The 17,155-nt window shown below is 39.3% G+C and carries 13 protein-coding genes; 6 read left to right on the top strand and 7 right to left on the bottom strand.

Annotation, left to right across the window (positions count from 1 at the left end):
* Positions 1–68: 68 nt before the first annotated feature.
* The 5 genes from pxpB to CWC11_RS06630 all read left to right on the top strand — a co-directional run bounded on the left by pxpB (position 69) and on the right by CWC11_RS06630 (position 4,615).
* The gene (gene pxpB, locus CWC11_RS06645; RefSeq protein ID WP_138682069.1) at positions 69–737 is read left to right on the top strand and encodes a 5-oxoprolinase subunit PxpB; all 669 of its coding nucleotides are present in this window, start codon (positions 69–71) and stop codon (positions 735–737) included.
* Complete coding sequence (locus CWC11_RS06640) at positions 730–1,662, top strand: 5-oxoprolinase subunit C family protein (protein ID WP_138682068.1); 933 nt, start codon at positions 730–732, stop codon at positions 1,660–1,662. The genes pxpB and CWC11_RS06640 overlap by 8 nt, the downstream gene beginning before the upstream one ends.
* Before the next feature lie 204 nt (positions 1,663–1,866).
* Complete coding sequence (locus tag CWC11_RS23510; RefSeq protein ID WP_283240991.1) at positions 1,867–2,001, top strand: hypothetical protein; 135 nt, start codon at positions 1,867–1,869, stop codon at positions 1,999–2,001.
* A 117-nt stretch (positions 2,002–2,118) separates the two neighbouring features.
* Complete coding sequence (gene asnB, locus CWC11_RS06635) at positions 2,119–3,792, top strand: asparagine synthase B (protein ID WP_138682067.1); 1,674 nt, start codon at positions 2,119–2,121, stop codon at positions 3,790–3,792.
* Positions 3,776–4,615 carry a PhzF family phenazine biosynthesis protein gene (locus CWC11_RS06630; RefSeq protein ID WP_138682066.1) on the top strand — a complete coding sequence of 280 codons (840 nt, stop codon included), beginning with the start codon at positions 3,776–3,778 and terminating at the stop codon, positions 4,613–4,615. The genes asnB and CWC11_RS06630 overlap by 17 nt, the downstream gene beginning before the upstream one ends.
* Positions 4,616–4,618: 3 nt before the next feature.
* Here the strand turns inward: CWC11_RS06630 and egtD are convergent, their stop codons facing one another.
* The gene (gene egtD / locus CWC11_RS06625) at positions 4,619–5,593 is read right to left on the bottom strand and encodes an L-histidine N(alpha)-methyltransferase (RefSeq protein ID WP_138682065.1); all 975 of its coding nucleotides are present in this window, start codon (positions 5,591–5,593) and stop codon (positions 4,619–4,621) included.
* On the bottom strand, positions 5,590–6,861 hold the full coding sequence (gene egtB, locus CWC11_RS06620; protein WP_138682064.1) for an ergothioneine biosynthesis protein EgtB: 1,272 nt from the start codon (positions 6,859–6,861) through the stop codon (positions 5,590–5,592). The genes egtD and egtB overlap by 4 nt, the downstream gene beginning before the upstream one ends.
* A 464-nt stretch (positions 6,862–7,325) precedes the next feature.
* On the opposite strand from egtB, the gene CWC11_RS06615 reads away from it, so the two are divergent.
* Positions 7,326–8,906, top strand: a complete 1,581-nt coding sequence (locus CWC11_RS06615; RefSeq protein ID WP_138682063.1) for a BCCT family transporter — start codon at positions 7,326–7,328, stop codon at positions 8,904–8,906.
* Positions 8,907–9,065: 159 nt separating this feature from the next.
* Here the strand turns inward: CWC11_RS06615 and CWC11_RS06610 are convergent, their stop codons facing one another.
* The 5 genes from CWC11_RS06610 to trhO all read right to left on the bottom strand — a co-directional run bounded on the left by CWC11_RS06610 (position 9,066) and on the right by trhO (position 17,132).
* A complete protein-coding gene (locus tag CWC11_RS06610; protein WP_138682062.1) occupies positions 9,066–9,776 on the bottom strand; it encodes a 3'-5' exonuclease in 711 nt (236 codons plus the stop codon).
* Positions 9,776–11,674, bottom strand: coding sequence for a DUF294 nucleotidyltransferase-like domain-containing protein (locus CWC11_RS06605; RefSeq protein WP_138682061.1), 1,899 nt, complete (start codon positions 11,672–11,674; stop codon positions 9,776–9,778). The genes CWC11_RS06610 and CWC11_RS06605 overlap by 1 nt, the downstream gene beginning before the upstream one ends.
* Before the next feature lie 142 nt (positions 11,675–11,816).
* Positions 11,817–14,897: an efflux RND transporter permease subunit gene (locus CWC11_RS06600; RefSeq protein WP_138682060.1), complete on the bottom strand. Its 3,081-nt coding sequence runs from the start codon at positions 14,895–14,897 to the stop codon at positions 11,817–11,819.
* Between the two features lie 2 nt (positions 14,898–14,899).
* A complete protein-coding gene (locus CWC11_RS06595; protein ID WP_171038402.1) occupies positions 14,900–15,910 on the bottom strand; it encodes an efflux RND transporter periplasmic adaptor subunit in 1,011 nt (336 codons plus the stop codon).
* Positions 15,911–16,124: 214 nt separating this feature from the next.
* A complete protein-coding gene (trhO, locus tag CWC11_RS06590) occupies positions 16,125–17,132 on the bottom strand; it encodes an oxygen-dependent tRNA uridine(34) hydroxylase TrhO (protein ID WP_138682059.1) in 1,008 nt (335 codons plus the stop codon).
* Between the last annotated feature and the right edge of the window lie 23 nt (positions 17,133–17,155).

The following is a 17,155-nucleotide window of genomic DNA, read 5'->3' as shown; positions in this document are numbered from 1 at the left end:
CGCAACACTATGAACTAATTAATTTATCTGTGTTAGCGTTAGAGCATGTTGTTTTAATCGAGTTATTTATGAGTCAAATCCCTTACGTTTATGCATTAAGTAACAGCTCATTACTCTTTGATGCATCGCATTTAGAGCCAGATAACGTACTCTCCATCCAAAAGAAAATTTGGGCACTTACAGCACATTGTAAACAAAGCGGCGACTTTGCTGATGTAGTACCCGCTATGAACTCTCTTACCTTGTATTTAAAAAACGCCGATAATTTAAATAAATGGCAAAAAACACTATTAGCAATTTGGGGCGACATTAAAAGTGCGTCTTTTAAATCTCAGCATCATAAAATTAATACTGTTTATAACGGCGAAGATATAGCCTACGTTGCAAAATATAATAATTTAACCATTGAAGACGTTATTAGCATCCATAGTAAAACCCACTACCACGTTTTATTTTTAGGTTTTCAACCAGGGTTTGCTTACTTACATGGACTTGATGAACGTTTGCAGACCCCTAGGCGCAGTGAGCCCCGCACAAAGGTACCAAAAGGGTCTGTTGCCATTGGTGCTGACATAACAGCCATTTACCCAGCCGACACTCCTGGTGGTTGGCATATTATTGGACACACTAACACTTTATTATTTGATCACACTCTACAAACCCCATGCTTAATTAACCCAGGTGATACGCTTGAGTTTGTTCCGTGTAGTTTAAGCGAGGGTATTAAACATGATTAAAGTGATAAAACCGGGTGTTCAATTGAGCGTTCAAGATCTTGGTCGTACAGGTTATAGGCACTTAGGGGTAAGTAAAACAGGCAGTTTAGATCCCTACTCACAAATTATTGCTAATCGTTTAATTAATAATAACGACAACGATGCAGTGCTTGAGATCACTGTTGGTTTATGCGAATTGACGTTTTTATGTAGCACAGTAATATCGCTTCATGGTGCCGACTTACAAGCAAGCATTGATGGTGAACCAATTTACCCAGGCTGGAGTTATAACGTTAAAGCCAATCAAACTATGTGCTTTAATACAGGTCGCGCAGGCTTAAGAGCCTATTTAGCGGTTAAAGGTGGTATTAAAACATCGCTTATTATGGAGTCGCGCGCTACTGATTTAAATGCATGTTTTGGCGGGCTTAATGGCAATGCGCTTAGCGCAGGCGATATTTTACCCATAGACGAATACATTAATAATGACTTTAAACAAACAGGTGCGTTAACCCCTGCTAAACGACAAATAATTAGGGTTCACTCAAGTCCACATAGCAACACCCTTGGTCAAGAAATTACAGATACTTTTGTAAACACACGCTTTAAGGTATCCCGCAATAGTAACCGCATGGGAGTCAGGCTTGAAAACGCAGCTAGCTCCCTTACACATACTCACTCACTGCCATCAATAGGCGTTAGCCCAGGGAGCATACAATTACCCCCAAACGGTGAACCTATTGTATTACTAAATGATGCTCAAACTACGGGTGGCTATCCTCTACTTGGGACGGTAATAGAAGCTGATCTTCATCAATTCGCACAATTTAGACCGGGTGATTCAGTAAAGTTTGAATACGTTACTTTTGAAGATGCAGCTAAAGCGCAGCGCAAATTAAATGGCCATTTAGAACAGTTAAAAATTGCACTTAAAAATAAAAGGTAAACCTAAAAGAAATGGGGGCCTTATATTCGAATTAAATAATTTCGAGAATTGGCATTGGTGCTTTACATTACATAGGTATGGCACTTTAGTTAGTGGATAAAGCAGAACACTAGTAATCACTATGGCGACTAAATTTAATATTATCGTTGCTGTAATTATTAGTATTATGTAATTCAGGCAGTGCACCATAATGGGGCTCCAAGCATGAGTAAAGAAACGTTTATAAACGCACTCAAGGTCATAATAGCTCAAGCTTTAAACAACGATGGTGATGTAAAAATAACCGTAGGAACCACGCATTTACCATTTTGGTGCACCCGGCTCAGCCTTGGTGCATAAATTATTCTTAATTAATTGTAAAAGCAGTGTGACTTGAGTAATTATTTCTGATAAAACAAGGTTTCGCAGCATCGCAAAGTTGCCTTGCTGCACACATAATAGGAATGAGGAGTTACTATGTGTTCAATTTTTGGTGTATTAGATATTAAATCTAACGCCGCTCAGTTGCGTACCCAAGCAATTGAAATGTCGAAGCTGCTTAGGCACCGTGGCCCTGATTGGTCTGGTGTTTATTCATCTGAAAAAGCGATTTTAGTGCATGAGCGCTTAGCCATTGTTGGCGTATCAAGCGGCGCACAGCCTTTATACAACCCTGAAAAAACAAATATTTTAGCGGTTAATGGCGAAATTTATAACCACAAAGAACTGGCAGCAGAGCTAAATATTGATTTCGAATTTCAGACTCAGTCAGACTGTGAAGTTATTTTAGCGTTATACAAACAAAAAGGTCCTGAGTTTTTAGATGACCTAAATGGTATTTTTGCATTTTGTTTATACGATGAAGAAAACGATGCTTACCTAATTGGTCGTGATCACATTGGTATTATTCCACTTTACACTGGCCACGATGAGCACGGTAACTTTTATGTTGCCTCTGAACTTAAAGCGCTTTCACCAATATGTAAGCACATTGAAGAGTTTCCTCCGGGTCATTACCTTTATAGTAAAGATGGAGAGCTTAAGCCTTATTACAAACGTGACTGGGAAACTTTCGACGCAGTTAAAGATAACAGCGCAGAAGCTCAAGACGTTAAAAAAGCATTAGAAGCGGCAGTTAAGCGCCAGCTAATGTGTGATGTGCCTTATGGTGTGCTACTTTCTGGTGGTTTAGACTCATCTGTTATTTCGGCTATTACACAACGATTTGCAGCTAAACGTATTGAAGATAATGATGAAAGCGATGCATGGTGGCCTAAGCTTCACTCATTCTCTGTTGGTCTTGAAGGTTCACCTGATTTAGCGGCTGCACAAAAAGTGGCTGAAATGATCGGTACTGTTCACCACCCTATCATTTTTACTATTCAAGAAGGTATTGACGCACTACGTGAAGTTATTTACCACATTGAAACGTACGATGTAACCACTATTCGAGCATCAACCCCTATGTATTTAATGGCTCGTCAAATTAAAGCAATGGGTATTAAAATGGTGCTTTCGGGCGAAGGTGCAGATGAACTATTTGGTGGGTACTTGTACTTCCATAAAGCACCTAATGCACAAGAGTTTCATGAAGAGTTAAACCGTAAAGTATCAAAGCTTCATATGTTTGACTGTTTACGTGCTAATAAATCAATGGCGGCATGGGGTGTTGAAGCACGTGTACCGTTCCTTGATAAAGAATTTGTTGATGTTGCAATGCGCATTAACCCTGAAGCAAAAATGTGTAAAGATGGCAAAATTGAAAAACACATTTTACGTGCAGGCTTTGATGGCTACCTACCAGAGGAAGTGTTATGGCGTCAAAAAGAGCAGTTTTCAGATGGTGTTGGCTACAGCTGGATTGATACATTAAAAGAGTTTGTAAACGAGCAAGTAAGCGATCAAGAGCTTGCTAACGCTAAGTTTAAATACCCTATTAATACACCAGACTCTAAAGAAGCGTACTACTACCGTACAATTTTTGAAGAGCATTTCCCAGGTGATGCATCAGCTAAGTGTGTACCACATGGTAAGTCAGTGGCGTGCTCTACCCCTGAAGCACTTGCTTGGGATGCATCATTTCAAAACAATGCAGATCCTTCTGGGCGTGCTGCGGGCGTTCATAACGACGCATATGCAAGCAAAGGCTAAACGCTCTTGTTTAACGCAGCATAGGCCTTTTTGGCTTATGCTGCGCTTTATTAAACATACCTTTACAGAATCTGTTTTTTATAGCCATAAACTTAACTTATTAGGCTCAAGTGCCTTAATAGTTATTTATAAAAATGGGCTTACCTCTAAAATGATGCAGCATATAGCATCGAAGTCTAAGCACCCTGCTACCGTATTTTTAAATCTTAATGAAATATCCAAAGCCAGATGTAAGATTCGTTGGTTTAATCAAAAAAACGAAATTAAACGTTGTGGACATGGGTCGTTAGCAGCCGCTAAATGCTTAATAAGGCATTTTAATTACTGCCCTAAAGTATTTGTGTCATCCTCTGATGAGCTATTTAATATAAATATTAAAAGGCAAAAAGCACACCTCAAATTACAAGCACTTAGCATGTATAAAACAAACTATACAAAAGAGCTAACTGCTTTATTTTCTCTCCCTATTAAAGCAACATACTGTAGTGCAAATAAAAATGGTTATACAGTTTTGCTATTTGATTCAAAAGAAGATTTAGAAAACTTACAGGTTGATTTTAACGGCTTAGCTAAAGCTCATAACAATGCAGTTATTGCGCTGAGCATTTTAAGTTTTAACAACGAGAAAGCAGTGGCGCATTTTAGGTATTTTGCACCGCAATTTGGTGTAAATGAAGATACTGCCACAGGCTCTGCGGTATCGGTTATCGCGCCAATTTCATTTAGACTAACCGGTTTAAATAAAGTTAAGTTAGAGCAAAAATCAAGTAATGGCGCGTTGTTACAGTTTATATATAACAACGCTCATGTTGAAGTGTGTTAAAGCTTATTGAGGGCGTAATAAGCAAAGTGCAAAGTAGTTGTTATCATCCTGCCATGTTTGCGCTAAGTTTAAGTTAGCTTGCCCTGCAAGTTGTTTAAACGACTCAAGAGTATACTTATGTGAATTTTCAGTATGAATACTTTCACCTTTAATAAAATCTACTCGTTGGTTATTTATCACCACACTTTGGTCGCACTTACTCACCAAGTGCATTTCTATGCGGCTATGCTGTTCGTTAAAGCGCGATTCGTGACTAAAGTTATCTAAATCAAAAGTACCATTAAGCTCGTTATTAATTCTTTGTAGTAGGTTTTTATTAAATGCTGCGGTAATACCCGCTTTATCGTTATAGGCATCAAGTAATACTTGGCGCTCTTTTACTAAATCAATGCCAATTAATACATAACCATTAACACCACATAAGCGGTGAAAGTTATTCATAATTTCAATCGCTTTTACTGGTGCAAAGTTACCAAGTGTAGAACCTGGGAAATAAACTAAGTTTGTTTGGCTATCTAGGGATGTATCTTTTGTTAGCTGCTTTACCATTTGGCTATGAGTAAAGTCGCCAAGTAGCGGCGAAATAGATAACTCAGGAAATAGCGGCGATAAATGCGCTAATGAGTAATTAAGCATTTCTGATGATATTTCAAAAGGAACAAACGTTTTAACATTGCTCATATGAGCAAGCAAATACGCAACCTTTTTACCCGAGCCACAACCAGGTTCTATTATTGATAGATTATCTGGAAGCATATTTGCAATTGCTTTTGAGTAATCCTCTAAAATAGCCAGCTCTGTACGTGTAACGTAATATTCTTTTAGTGACGTTATTTGCTCAAATAATGCAGCGCCTTTGTCATCATAAAAATACTTACATGGCAGTGTTTTTTGTTGCTGTGCGAGCCCGCTGAGTACATCGGTTAAAAACTCAGTGTCGGTTATGTTGCACTGTTTTATTGCTGTTAGTTGGCTCATTGTATGTCCTTTGCTAGTCTAATTCCGCTGCACATCCACGCTTGGTGTGGGTAATAAAAGTTTCTATAGGTTTGTCGCAAATGGTTTTTTGGTGTAAGTACACACCCGCCACGTAACACCATTTGATTGTTCATAAATTTACCATTGTATTCGCCAGCTACTCCTTCAATTGGTTTAAAGCCGGGGTAAGGTAAATATCCGCTATTCGTCCACTGCCAACATGAATCGTTTAACTGCTCTATGTTTGCTTCACCTTTTGCTTGAGCTGGCATTAAGTAGTCATCAACCTTTTTATACACCTCACTATTTTGAGCTGCATACTCCCATTCAAATTCAGTTGGCAAACGCGCTTTTGCAAAATTAGCATAAGCACTGGCCTCAAAATAATTAACATGGCAAATGGGGGCGTCTAAATTTAGTGGCTGTAGCCCATAATGTGTAAATTCGTACCACTGTTCATCAATGCATTGCCAATATAACGGTTGCGTTAACTCATTTGCTTGAATGTTTGCCCAGCCATCACTCAACCAATAATCGGCGGTGGTATACCCGCCTGCATTAATAAACTCTAAATATTCGCCATTAGTAACTAATCTGTTTGCAAAGCTAAATGGATGAATGAGTACTTGGTGCTTTGGCTGCTCGTTATCGTATGCAAATTCGGCTTCTGCATTAGTACCGATATTTATAATTGCTTGGTCAAACTCTATAAACTCAATAGCTTTAACGTTAGCTTGTATGTCTGTTTGGTGCTGTGATTCAGTAAGGTACTTTGGATATAAAGGATTGACAGAAAAATTATATTTTATGTCCATGAGCATTAGTTCTTGATGTTGCTGCTCATGATTTAAGCCCAGTTCAATAATGTTTTTAATATGATCATCAAGTGAGGTGTTTAGTAACTCAGTTACATGCTTATCCACGTAGGCTCTGTAAGCTATTACTTCTTCAAGCATTGGCCTTGATAAACTTGCGCGGTTTGCACGCTTAAATTGCTCTCCTATGCCGTTATAGTAAGAGTTAAATAACATTTTAAAATGTGGATTAAATACACCGTACTGCTCATGATAAACACTTAATAAAAACGTTTCAAAAAACCATGTTGTATGTGCCAAATGCCATTTAATGGGGCTTGCATCTGCCATCGCTTGTAGCTGGCAGTCTTCAGCACTGAGAAAAGCAGTAATATTTAAACTTTCGCTTCTTATATTTATAAAGCGGTTAACCAACTCATTGTTGTGGGAGGTGCTTGCAGCGCGCTGACTCATAATAGTATTAATCCTTTGCCTATTTACTTAAAATATAGCCTAGACCTTGAGTAGTGTTAAATCATATTCATATTACAACTTGATTAAAGTAAAACATCAGCCTATAAAATAATAACAACTCTCATTAGTAAGTATTAAACAATAAAAAATAATATGATCTTTTTTTATTTTATTAAGTACCATAATGCTTTTAATACCAAACTAATTTTTAACGCTCACTGAACTTATCAATTTTTGATTAAACATTACTAAATCATAATTTTGGCTATATAAACAGCGTTTTAAATACAAATTCATTTACATTTAATATTTAACTCATACACTAGTAGCTGTATGATCACTCTTCAAATTAGTTAGTCTTCAAATAATTACAGTATTACTTTTTACTTAATATTTAAAGGCTAATGTAATTCGATATAACGCCGATTTATTTTGGCTTGTTAGGACAACAATAGAGGTATTGCATGAAGGAAAATCATGACAAATATAGTATCGACAATACGGATTACACCGTAGGTCAGGATAATGTACAAAAATGGGGCTTTGATATACACAACCCTGTTTTTGGTATTAGTGCAGGCCTGATTGTCATTTTTTTAATCGCCATTTTGGTTACTGAGCCTCAAACGGCTAAAGCCGCACTTGACGGTGTTAAGCTCGATATTATTAATAATTTTGATGCTTTATTTATGTGGGCAGCAAACTTTTTTGTATTATTTTGCTTAGCATTAATTGTATCTCCTTACGGTAACATTCGCTTAGGTGGAGATGATGCTAAACCATCACATTCTCGTATCTCTTGGCTAGCCATGTTATTTGCTGCTGGTATGGGTATTGGCCTTATGTTTTGGGGCGTAGCAGAACCTGTAGCCTATTTTACTGGCTGGTATGAAACACCACTTAACGTAACAGCAAATACACCTGAGGCTGCAAAACTTGCCATGGGTGCAACTATGTTCCATTGGGGATTACACCCATGGGCAATTTACGCAGTTGTTGCGCTCTCTTTGGCATTCTTTACCTACAATAAAGGGCTACCCCTTTCAATTCGTTCTATTTTTTACCCAATATTGGGCGACAAAGCTTGGGGCTGGCCTGGTCATATAATTGATATTTTAGCCGTGCTTGCGACTTTGTTTGGCCTTGCTACATCGTTAGGTTTAGGTGCTCAACAAGCATCTGCTGGTATTAACCATGTATTTGGAACAGATGGCGGTGTTGGCTCTCAAATATTAGTTATAGTGGGGGTAACACTACTGGCTATTATTTCAGTTGTGCGCGGTATTGATGGCGGCGTAAAACTTTTAAGTAACATTAACATGTTAATTGCTTTTGCATTATTAGTGTTTGTTTGCTTAGTGGGTTTTGCTGTTGCTATGGGTAATGTACCTAATACTATTATGGGTTATGTTGAAAATATAATTCCTCTTAGTAATCCTCATGGTCGTGAAGACGAAACATGGATGCATGGCTGGACTGTATTTTATTGGGCTTGGTGGATTTCGTGGTCACCGTTTGTAGGTATGTTTATAGCACGCGTATCACGTGGTCGAACTATTCGTGAGTTCTTAATTGCGGTATTACTAATCCCTACGCTAGTTACTATTTTATGGATGTCGATTTACGGCGGTATTGCAATTGATCAAGTTGTTCAAGGTGTTGGTAGCTTAGGCACAAACGGTTTAACCGATGTACCGTTAGCCATGTTCCAAATGCTTGATGAACTACCTATGGCTAATATTTTATCGTTTATTGCTATTGTGTTAGTGCTAGTATTTTTTATTACTTCGTCTGACTCAGGCTCGCTTGTAATAGACTCTATTACAGCAGGCGGTAAAATTGATGCACCCGTGCCACAGCGTATCTTTTGGGCATCGGTAGAAGGCGCTATTGCAGCAGCTTTACTTTGGATTGGTGGTACAGAGGCTATTCAAGCGCTTCAAGCAGGTGCGGTATCAACTGGCTTACCATTCACCATTGTATTATTACTTATGTGTGTAAGCTTATTATTAGGTTTACGTACTGAGCCACGCTCAGCTAAGTAAATAAGTAATATATTTTAAACACTAAAACGCCGCATTATTGCGGCGTTTTTTATGTTTACAGTTAAGCCCTAATGGCTCTTGTGAACAATGTAATCACATTATGTAGACTCTTCACTTCAGGGCATAAAGACCTACTAATACCATCACTCAAAGCTGCTGTTAGCTTAAAATCTCACTCAGTGGTGTATCGCTTCTGTAATGATATTGAATTTGCGCCATTAACAGCTCTGCCGTTGCTAATGCGTCAATTAACGCATTGTGATTATGATAAGCAGGCAGTGAATAGCGTTTTCGACAATCATTTAACCTTACTGAGCCTAACTTACTTTTAAATAACCGCCCTAGTAACCCTTGTCGTGCATGTAGTGCTTTGCGCTCTATTTCCATTGTATCTACTAATGCAAACTCAATACCTTCGCTTATACGAGCTAGTAAAGCATTATTTAAAAAGTGACGTTCAATGGCTGCATAATGCACAACAACAATTTTACCACTTAACGCATTTAATAAAGGCCCTAAAATAGAGGCTAAGTCCGGGGCTTCATCTACTTCTGAGTGGGTAATACCATGAATAACTATGGATTCTTCACTTAAGCTCTTTCGAGGTTGTACGACCCAGTGTTTACTTTGCTTGCAAAACACCCGCTCTAAACTAAACGGCACTAAACCAACACTCACAATATCGTCCACTTCGCTATTTAGACCAGTCGTCTCAAAATCTAAAGCCACAAAAGGAACATCTTTTAGAGGAGTTTTAATATCACTGAACGCATGAGTATAAAAATGCCTTAAAAAAATATTTTTAGTTTTAGAGGCATTTTGCTTATATTTTTTTTCCCAATTAGCTTTGTTATACGAGCGGTTACTCATCAGTGTTTTACACCTACATTTGCAGAGTAACTAAATTTTAAATAGCTTTGTGCTTTTTCAAGTATTGCAAACGCCTCTTTTAAATTACGCTGTTCAAACGGTGACAATAAATGCGGGTCTAGGTCATTATCTGGCTCTTCACCTTGCTCTATTTGCCAAGCCTGATGACGTATCCGCATCATGGCGATGTATTCCAGTGAATCTCGTAAATCTTGTGCCTTACCTTCTGGAAGTAACTTGGCCTCTATAATATCCTCTAAGCGCTCAAACGAGTTTTGCTTACGAGAGCCAATGGCTAAAGCATGTACTCTTATTACATCTGACAGAGGTGCTGTGCCTCTACGCTTTAGGTTCATTGAGCGCTTGTGTTGGCCATTATGCTCAAGCACAAAGCCTTTAAAGAACCCCAGAGGGGGTGTTCTATTACGTGCATTTGCCGCCATATTTGCTAAAAACACCCTATTAGTTTTACTTTGCTTAGCAATAAATTTTTTAAGCTCTTCCGCCCACTTTGTTTTTCCCCAAACACCATCTAAATCAAAAAATATAGAGCTATTTAATAATGCTTGCGGCTTAGGTTGTTCAATCCACTGTGCAAATTGATCAAACCACTGCGAGCGTGTTTTACGCCATTTTTTAAATGACGCCATAATTTCGCCATCACAATAGGTATAGCCACATTGCGCTAGGCCATCACAGACAAAATCAGAAATATTTTGAAAGTAATCGTTGTGCTTATCGTCATCGTAACTGTCATCTAAAATAAGCGCGTTATCTTGATCGGTTACAATTAGCTGCTCATCGCGTGCCATGGAGCCAAGGGCTATAAAACAATACGGTACAGGTGGCGGGCCAAACTTTTCTTCAGCTAAGACCAATAAACGTTGCTTAAATGTGCGCCCTATTACAGCCATTGCAGTGCCGACCATATGCGAATTTGCATCTTCGTTTACCATACGTACAAAAACATTGGGTAATTGGCGCGCATAGTGAGCTAAATCTTCGATTGTTTGTTGCGCTAATATTCCACGGACTAACAATAAGCTACTTTGTGACTCATAGCGTAAAATATCAGAAAGAGAAATAACCCCAATTGGGCGGCGTTTTTGAACTACAGGTAAATGGTGTAAGTTGTCGCGAAGCATAGCTAGTACCGCTTCAAACACGTACGCGTTTGCATCTAACAATACCAAATTAGTTGACATAATTTGCTCAGCTTTTACGTTAAGCGCTAAGCCCTGTGCAACCACTTTAGTTCTGAGATCTCTGTCGGTAATAATGCCTGCAATTTGGCCGTCATCTTCTTCAGGGTCATCACTAATTGGCTTATTAGCATCGGTAACTAAAACTGACGATACTGCTTCTTCAGTCATAATTTTAGCTACATCTTGTACTGTGGTTTGCGTATCAACAGTTACAACATCACGATGAATCAAAGATTTTACTTTTGCAGTGGTTAAGTCATTCCCGTCTGCTTGCTCAACAATTGCTTGGCGAAGGCGTACATTGCCATCTTCTTCAAAGTAATCTGCAAACGAATCAAATTCATCACAATAGCGATTAAATATGTCAACGTTAATACAATAAACAAGCGTATCTTCTAGTGCTTTAGCAGGAAAACGCACTTTGCGATTCATTAGCAGACCCATTTGACCAAATATTCCGCCAACTTCTAAACGATTATAGAGTTCGTTGTTACGACGGTATATTTCGACAGAGCCACTTCTAATAACAAATAAATCTGCTATGTCTTGGCCAAGTGTTAAAATGTCGGTTTGTGATCGGTAATAAGCTACTTCAACTTGTTGAGCAAGCTCGTTTAGAGCCTTAGTTGGTAAATCATCAAATGGTGGGTGCTGCGCTAAAAACTGCGCTATTTCAACTTGTTCAGCTTGCATTGGGGATTCCTTGTGAGCACACAATAAGGCATGTATATGCTTAAGTGGCTATCTTAACAAACAAATATAGCCAAGCAAGATTTAACTAATAGCCACTACTCTTTAAAATTAAAAGTGTAGTGGCTATAACTATAATTGCACTTTAAGTTAGCTTTTCAAGTTCTTGTTCAAGCTCTTTAGATTCATCGCCTCGAGGGGTTGTAAAGCGTGCTAAGCCTAAGTAAATAACAGGCGTAAGGTAAAGCGTAAATAATACAGCCAGTGCGAGGCCGCCAAAGACTACCCAACCGATGGCATTACGTGCTTCAGCGCCTGCCCCTGTAGACATAATTAGTGGTAGTGCGCCTAACAAGGTTGATATAAGAGTCATGGTAATTGGTCTTAAACGTACTAATGCGGCTTTTTCTACTGCATTTCTTACTGATAACCCTTGGTCGCGTAATTGATCGGCAAACTCAACCAGTAAAATGGCGTTTTTAGCAATTAAACCTATCAGCATAACTAAGCCGATTTGAGAATATATGTTTAACGATGTTCCCGTTAAATAAAGCGCTAAAATTGCAGAAGTAATCCCAAATGGTACGGTTATCATAACTACAATCGCGCTGTTTACATTTTCAAACTGAGCAGCCAACACTAAAAATACAATTAAAAAAGCCAGTACATAAGTTACAAGTACTTCGCTAGATGTTTCCTCATAAGTCAGTGCTTCACCTTTAAACGCAAGTGCAATACCTGGCGCTAGCGATTGCTCAGACACTAACTTAATTTGCTCAACCAACGATGCAATAGTTAATCCTTCTGGCAATTCCATACTGAGCTCTATAGAGCGGCGCTGCGCATGTCGCTCTAGTTCAGCTGCTACGCCTTCTTCAGAGATATAAGCCACACTACTCAAAGGCACTAAGCTGTTATTACCTGCCCTTATGTATAAATTAGCCAAATCGCTCGGATCGTTTATTGTTTGATTTTGCGCTTGCAACATTATAGGAACGGATTGATCCCCTATGTTTAAATCTTCAATATCGTCGCCGTTAATGGCCGCTCTTAGTGTAATAGCAATGTCGCTGAGCGCAACGCCAAGCTCTTGTGCGCGTCGTCTGTCTATATTTACTCTAAGCTGTGGTTGTGAAGGCTGATAAGAAATACGCACAGGTGCAACTTCGGGTACTGCTTTTTCAAGTGCCGCAGAGAACTGCTGAGCGGCTTTGAATATTTGCAGGTAATCTTGCCCTAGTAATGCAATCTCCACACCACCGCCTTGGCCACGTAAATTTAAACTATTGGCACCACCTGGAAATGCTGGAGCACCAGGGATGTTGCCCAGAGGCTCACGAATTTTGTTGATTATTTCTTGTTGGCTAAAATGCCTTTCATCCCAGTGTTTTAGTGGCACAGTAATAAATACGATATTTGGATCCCACTGGCCAACTACGGTGTAAATTGATTCTATTTCGCCACTATCAATAAAGGGTAATAAAATATCTTCCATTTTTATGGCTTGTCTATCCATAAAATTAAGCCCTACACCATCAGGTCCGCGTGCAAATATACGTATTTTTCCGCGATCTTCACTTGGCAATAATTCACTGTCTAAACTCGTATATAAAGCGCCAGAGCCACCTGCAACTAATAAACAAGCAATAAACGTAAGCCATGCATGATCAAGCACCTTATGAATTGATTTTGTATAAATACCACCAAGCCAGTGGCCTAGTTTTGCAAATGGATGGAAACCACCCTGCTTTAACTTTAATTTAGAGGTAAGTGCAGGCACTAAAGATAGCGCAACAAAACTTGATATAATCACAGCACCTGCAAGTACACCACCAAACTCTCTAAATAATCTCCCTGCAGTTGAAGGTAAAAATGCGATAGGAATAAATACAGCAGCCAACACGGCTGTAGTTGCGACTACTGCAAAAAACACTTCCCGTGTGCCTATTACCGCAGCTGCACGCCTACCTAGCCCTAAGCCTCGTTGTCGCTGAATGTTTTCGCTTACTACAATGGCGTCATCAACAATTAAACCAGTAGCAAGTACAAGGGCGAGTAACGTTAAAATATTAATCGAAAATCCAAGTGCCCATATAAGTGCAAGCGAGCCAATTAAGGCCACGGGAATTGCAAATGCAGGTACGAGTGTAGCGCGCCAAGAGCCTATGAAAACCCACAGTGTAATCACTACTAATAGTACAGTAAGCAATAAAGAGTAAATTACCTCATCAACTGAGCTTCGTATAAACTGTGCATCATCAGAAGTAAGGGTGAACTCCATTTCAGGAAAACGTGTTTGCATACTGTTGATGAGCTTTAGCACTTCGTCAGATATTTCAATTGTATTTGATTGTGCTTGGCGAATTATTTCCATACCTATAACAGGTTTACCATTAAGCCTTACCATAGAGCGCGGATCGGCAGGCCCAAAGTAAACAGCTGCAATATCGCTAATACGGGTATCGCCTTGAATTATTATGTCGCCCACTTGCTCAGGGGTTATCGACGTAGCATCAGCTCGCACGATAATTTGCTGATCGTTTGCCTTTAAACTCCCTGCTGGTACATCAAATGGCGCTTGGCTAAGTACTTGTGCTACATCTGGAATAGTTAAATTAAAGCTACTTAATTTAAGCGGGTCGATTCGTACTCTTAACACACGCTCTCTATCACCGTTTAAACGTACATCAGCAACCCCTGGAATGGTTAAAAATTGTGGGGCTAAGTCAACATCAACTCGCTCGGTAAGTGCTTCAAGCGATAAACTATCACTGGAGACCGTTAATGAGACAACGGCTTCTGCATCATTATCGGCTTTTATAATTGATACTCGCTCAACTTCTTCAGGGAGATCGCGTTGAACGCGCGCTACCGATTCTCGCGTTTCATTTGCGGCATCGTCTAAATTAATACCTGGTCTAAACTCAACAACAATCCGCGAGTTTCCTTCTTCACTTTGCGCTCGTATGGATTTAACACCACTTACGCGAGCTACCGCACCTTCTAATTTGCTGGTTACTTCTGTGTCAACCGTTTCTGGGGAGCCACCGGGAAATGGAGCGGAAACAGTAATACGCGGCCTATCTACATCAGGAAGCTCTCTAACCTCAACCCCTGCAATAGCTGCAATGCCGGCAATAATAATAAGTAAGTTAAGTACAACAATAAGTACTGGGCGGCGAATCGCCATTGATGGTAAGTCTTGAATCATAGGTTGCTGTTTCATACCTACTCCTGCGTATCTGCTGTATTGAAGCTTAGCGCTTGCTGAGCACGCAAGCGCTGTACGCCTTCAATAACTAAAATATCATCTTTATTTAAAGGCCCAGATACTAATAAACGCCCTGAAAGACGCTGCTCTATTTTTACATCAACGCGTGTGGCTTTGTTATCAACACTTGTCCACACATACGGCCCCGTTGCTCCCCACAGTAATGCAGCTTCTGGTATTGCGGCATAATTATCACCTAACACTTCAATATGAACTCTAAAACTCATACCCGGTAAAAACTGCTGGTTGGCGTTGTTTAGCTTTGCTTTTACACGCAGGGTACGTGTTTGAGGGTCGATTCTTGAATCTAAGTAGGCAATTTCAGCCTTAATTGGCTTTTCTGACTGCCACGGAAATACCGTTATATTGCTCTTATTACGAAGCATAGATATAGCTGACTCTGGCGCATTAAAATTAATGTACAAATCACTGGTATCATCAATACTCGCTATAGCTGTTAGCTCAGAGATTCTATCGCCAACTTCTACATCAGTAAGGCCCATAATACCGTTTAAAGGTGCAATAACTTTTCTATCCTCAAGCTCTGTTTGTGCTTGAGTTAAAGTAACTTTTGCAAGTTCAACAACCGTTTTAGCATCATCTACATCACTTTTCGGCACAGCTCCTTTGGCTTGGCTTTGCTGTAATCGCTCTAGTATTCGTTGCGTATCAGCAAGTTTAATTTTAGCTTCATCAAGTGCGGCTTTTTGTCTACGTGAATCGAGTTCGAGTAAGGTCTGGCCTTTTTTAACTTTATCGCCGGGTTTAAAGTATACAGCGGTCACCCTATCACCCACCGCTGGGTATAACATAACGGAATGAATAGCCTCAGTATTACCAACAGCCTGAACTTGTTGCTTAGCACGCTCAAATGTTAATTTTTGTACCACTACATTTGCACTTATTGCTGGTAAAGTTACAAATATTAAAGCACTTAACATGCTGATTAATAAAATTCGCGATTTCAAAGTAACACCCTAATTAATTATTATTTACACTACCGTACGAAGTTTAACAGCTGTTTGATCAATAAGTAGGTTAGAACGATAAATTGGCAGAACAATGAGATGAAATAGCGTTTGTAATACCAATTTAAGCATAATCTAAACCAGTGTACTTATTTGGTAGCTAAAACAAAAAAGCCCAGCAAAAGCTGGGCTAATAAATCGTATTATATAAATATTATTTACCGCGCTGAGCATCCTTTTGCGCTTTTTTAGCTTCTTTACGTTGCTGTAAAACAGCTTGGGCTTCATTGCCAATGTGGCCTTCGCCACGCGATTGAGCAAGCTCAATTTGCTTTTGACGTTCAGCAAAACGAGCGCGTTGCTCATCAGTCACATCATCAATACAATGATGACACGATACACCTTCCATATACTCTGGTTTTTGCTTTTCTTCTTCAGTGATTGGCATGCGACACGCATGGCATTGATCGTATGAGCCTTTTTGTAAATCATGATTTACCGCTACACGGTTATCAAATACAAAACACTCGCCTTCCCACATGGTTTCTTCTTTTGGTACTTCTTCTAGGTATTTTAAAATACCACCTTCTAAGTGATAAACCTCGTCAAAACCTTGCTCTTTCATGTAGGCAGTTGATTTTTCGCAGCGAATACCACCGGTACAAAACATAGCCACTTTTTTGTGTTTTTCGGGGTCTAAATTTTCTTTAGCCCACTGCGGGAACTCACGGAAAGTTTTAGTGTTAGGGTCGACTGCATTTTGAAAAGTTCCGATTTCTATTTCGTAATCGTTACGTGTATCAATAAGAATAACTTCAGGGTCAGATATAAGTGCGTTCCATTCATTAGGCTTAACATAGCTACCTACCACTTTAAGTGGGTCAACACCTTCAACACCCATGGTAACAATTTCGTTTTTAAGCTTTACTTTTGTACGGTAAAACGGGCATTCGTCATCGTATGACTCTTTAGTAACTATATTTTTAAGGTTATCTTGGGTGTCTAACCACGCGAGTAAGTTATCTATACCTTCGCGTTTTGCCGATACAGTACCGTTAATACCTTCAGCTGCAAGTAATAAAGTACCACGTACTTCGTTTGTTTCCATTACTTCTAAAAGCGGTTTACGCAGCGCTTCAAAATTGGGTAAGCCTACAAACTTATACATTGCACATACTACAAAGTGCTCGTTTGTTACATTATCTTTATGAACAGCAGTCATTTTTGTTTCCTATTTTGCTTTGA

This window comes from Pseudoalteromonas sp. S3178, assembly GCF_005886985.1.
Lineage (GTDB): Bacteria > Pseudomonadota > Gammaproteobacteria > Enterobacterales > Alteromonadaceae > Pseudoalteromonas > Pseudoalteromonas carrageenovora.
Note: the sequence above shows the minus strand (reverse complement) of the source record. Positions and strands in the feature narration are given on the sequence as shown.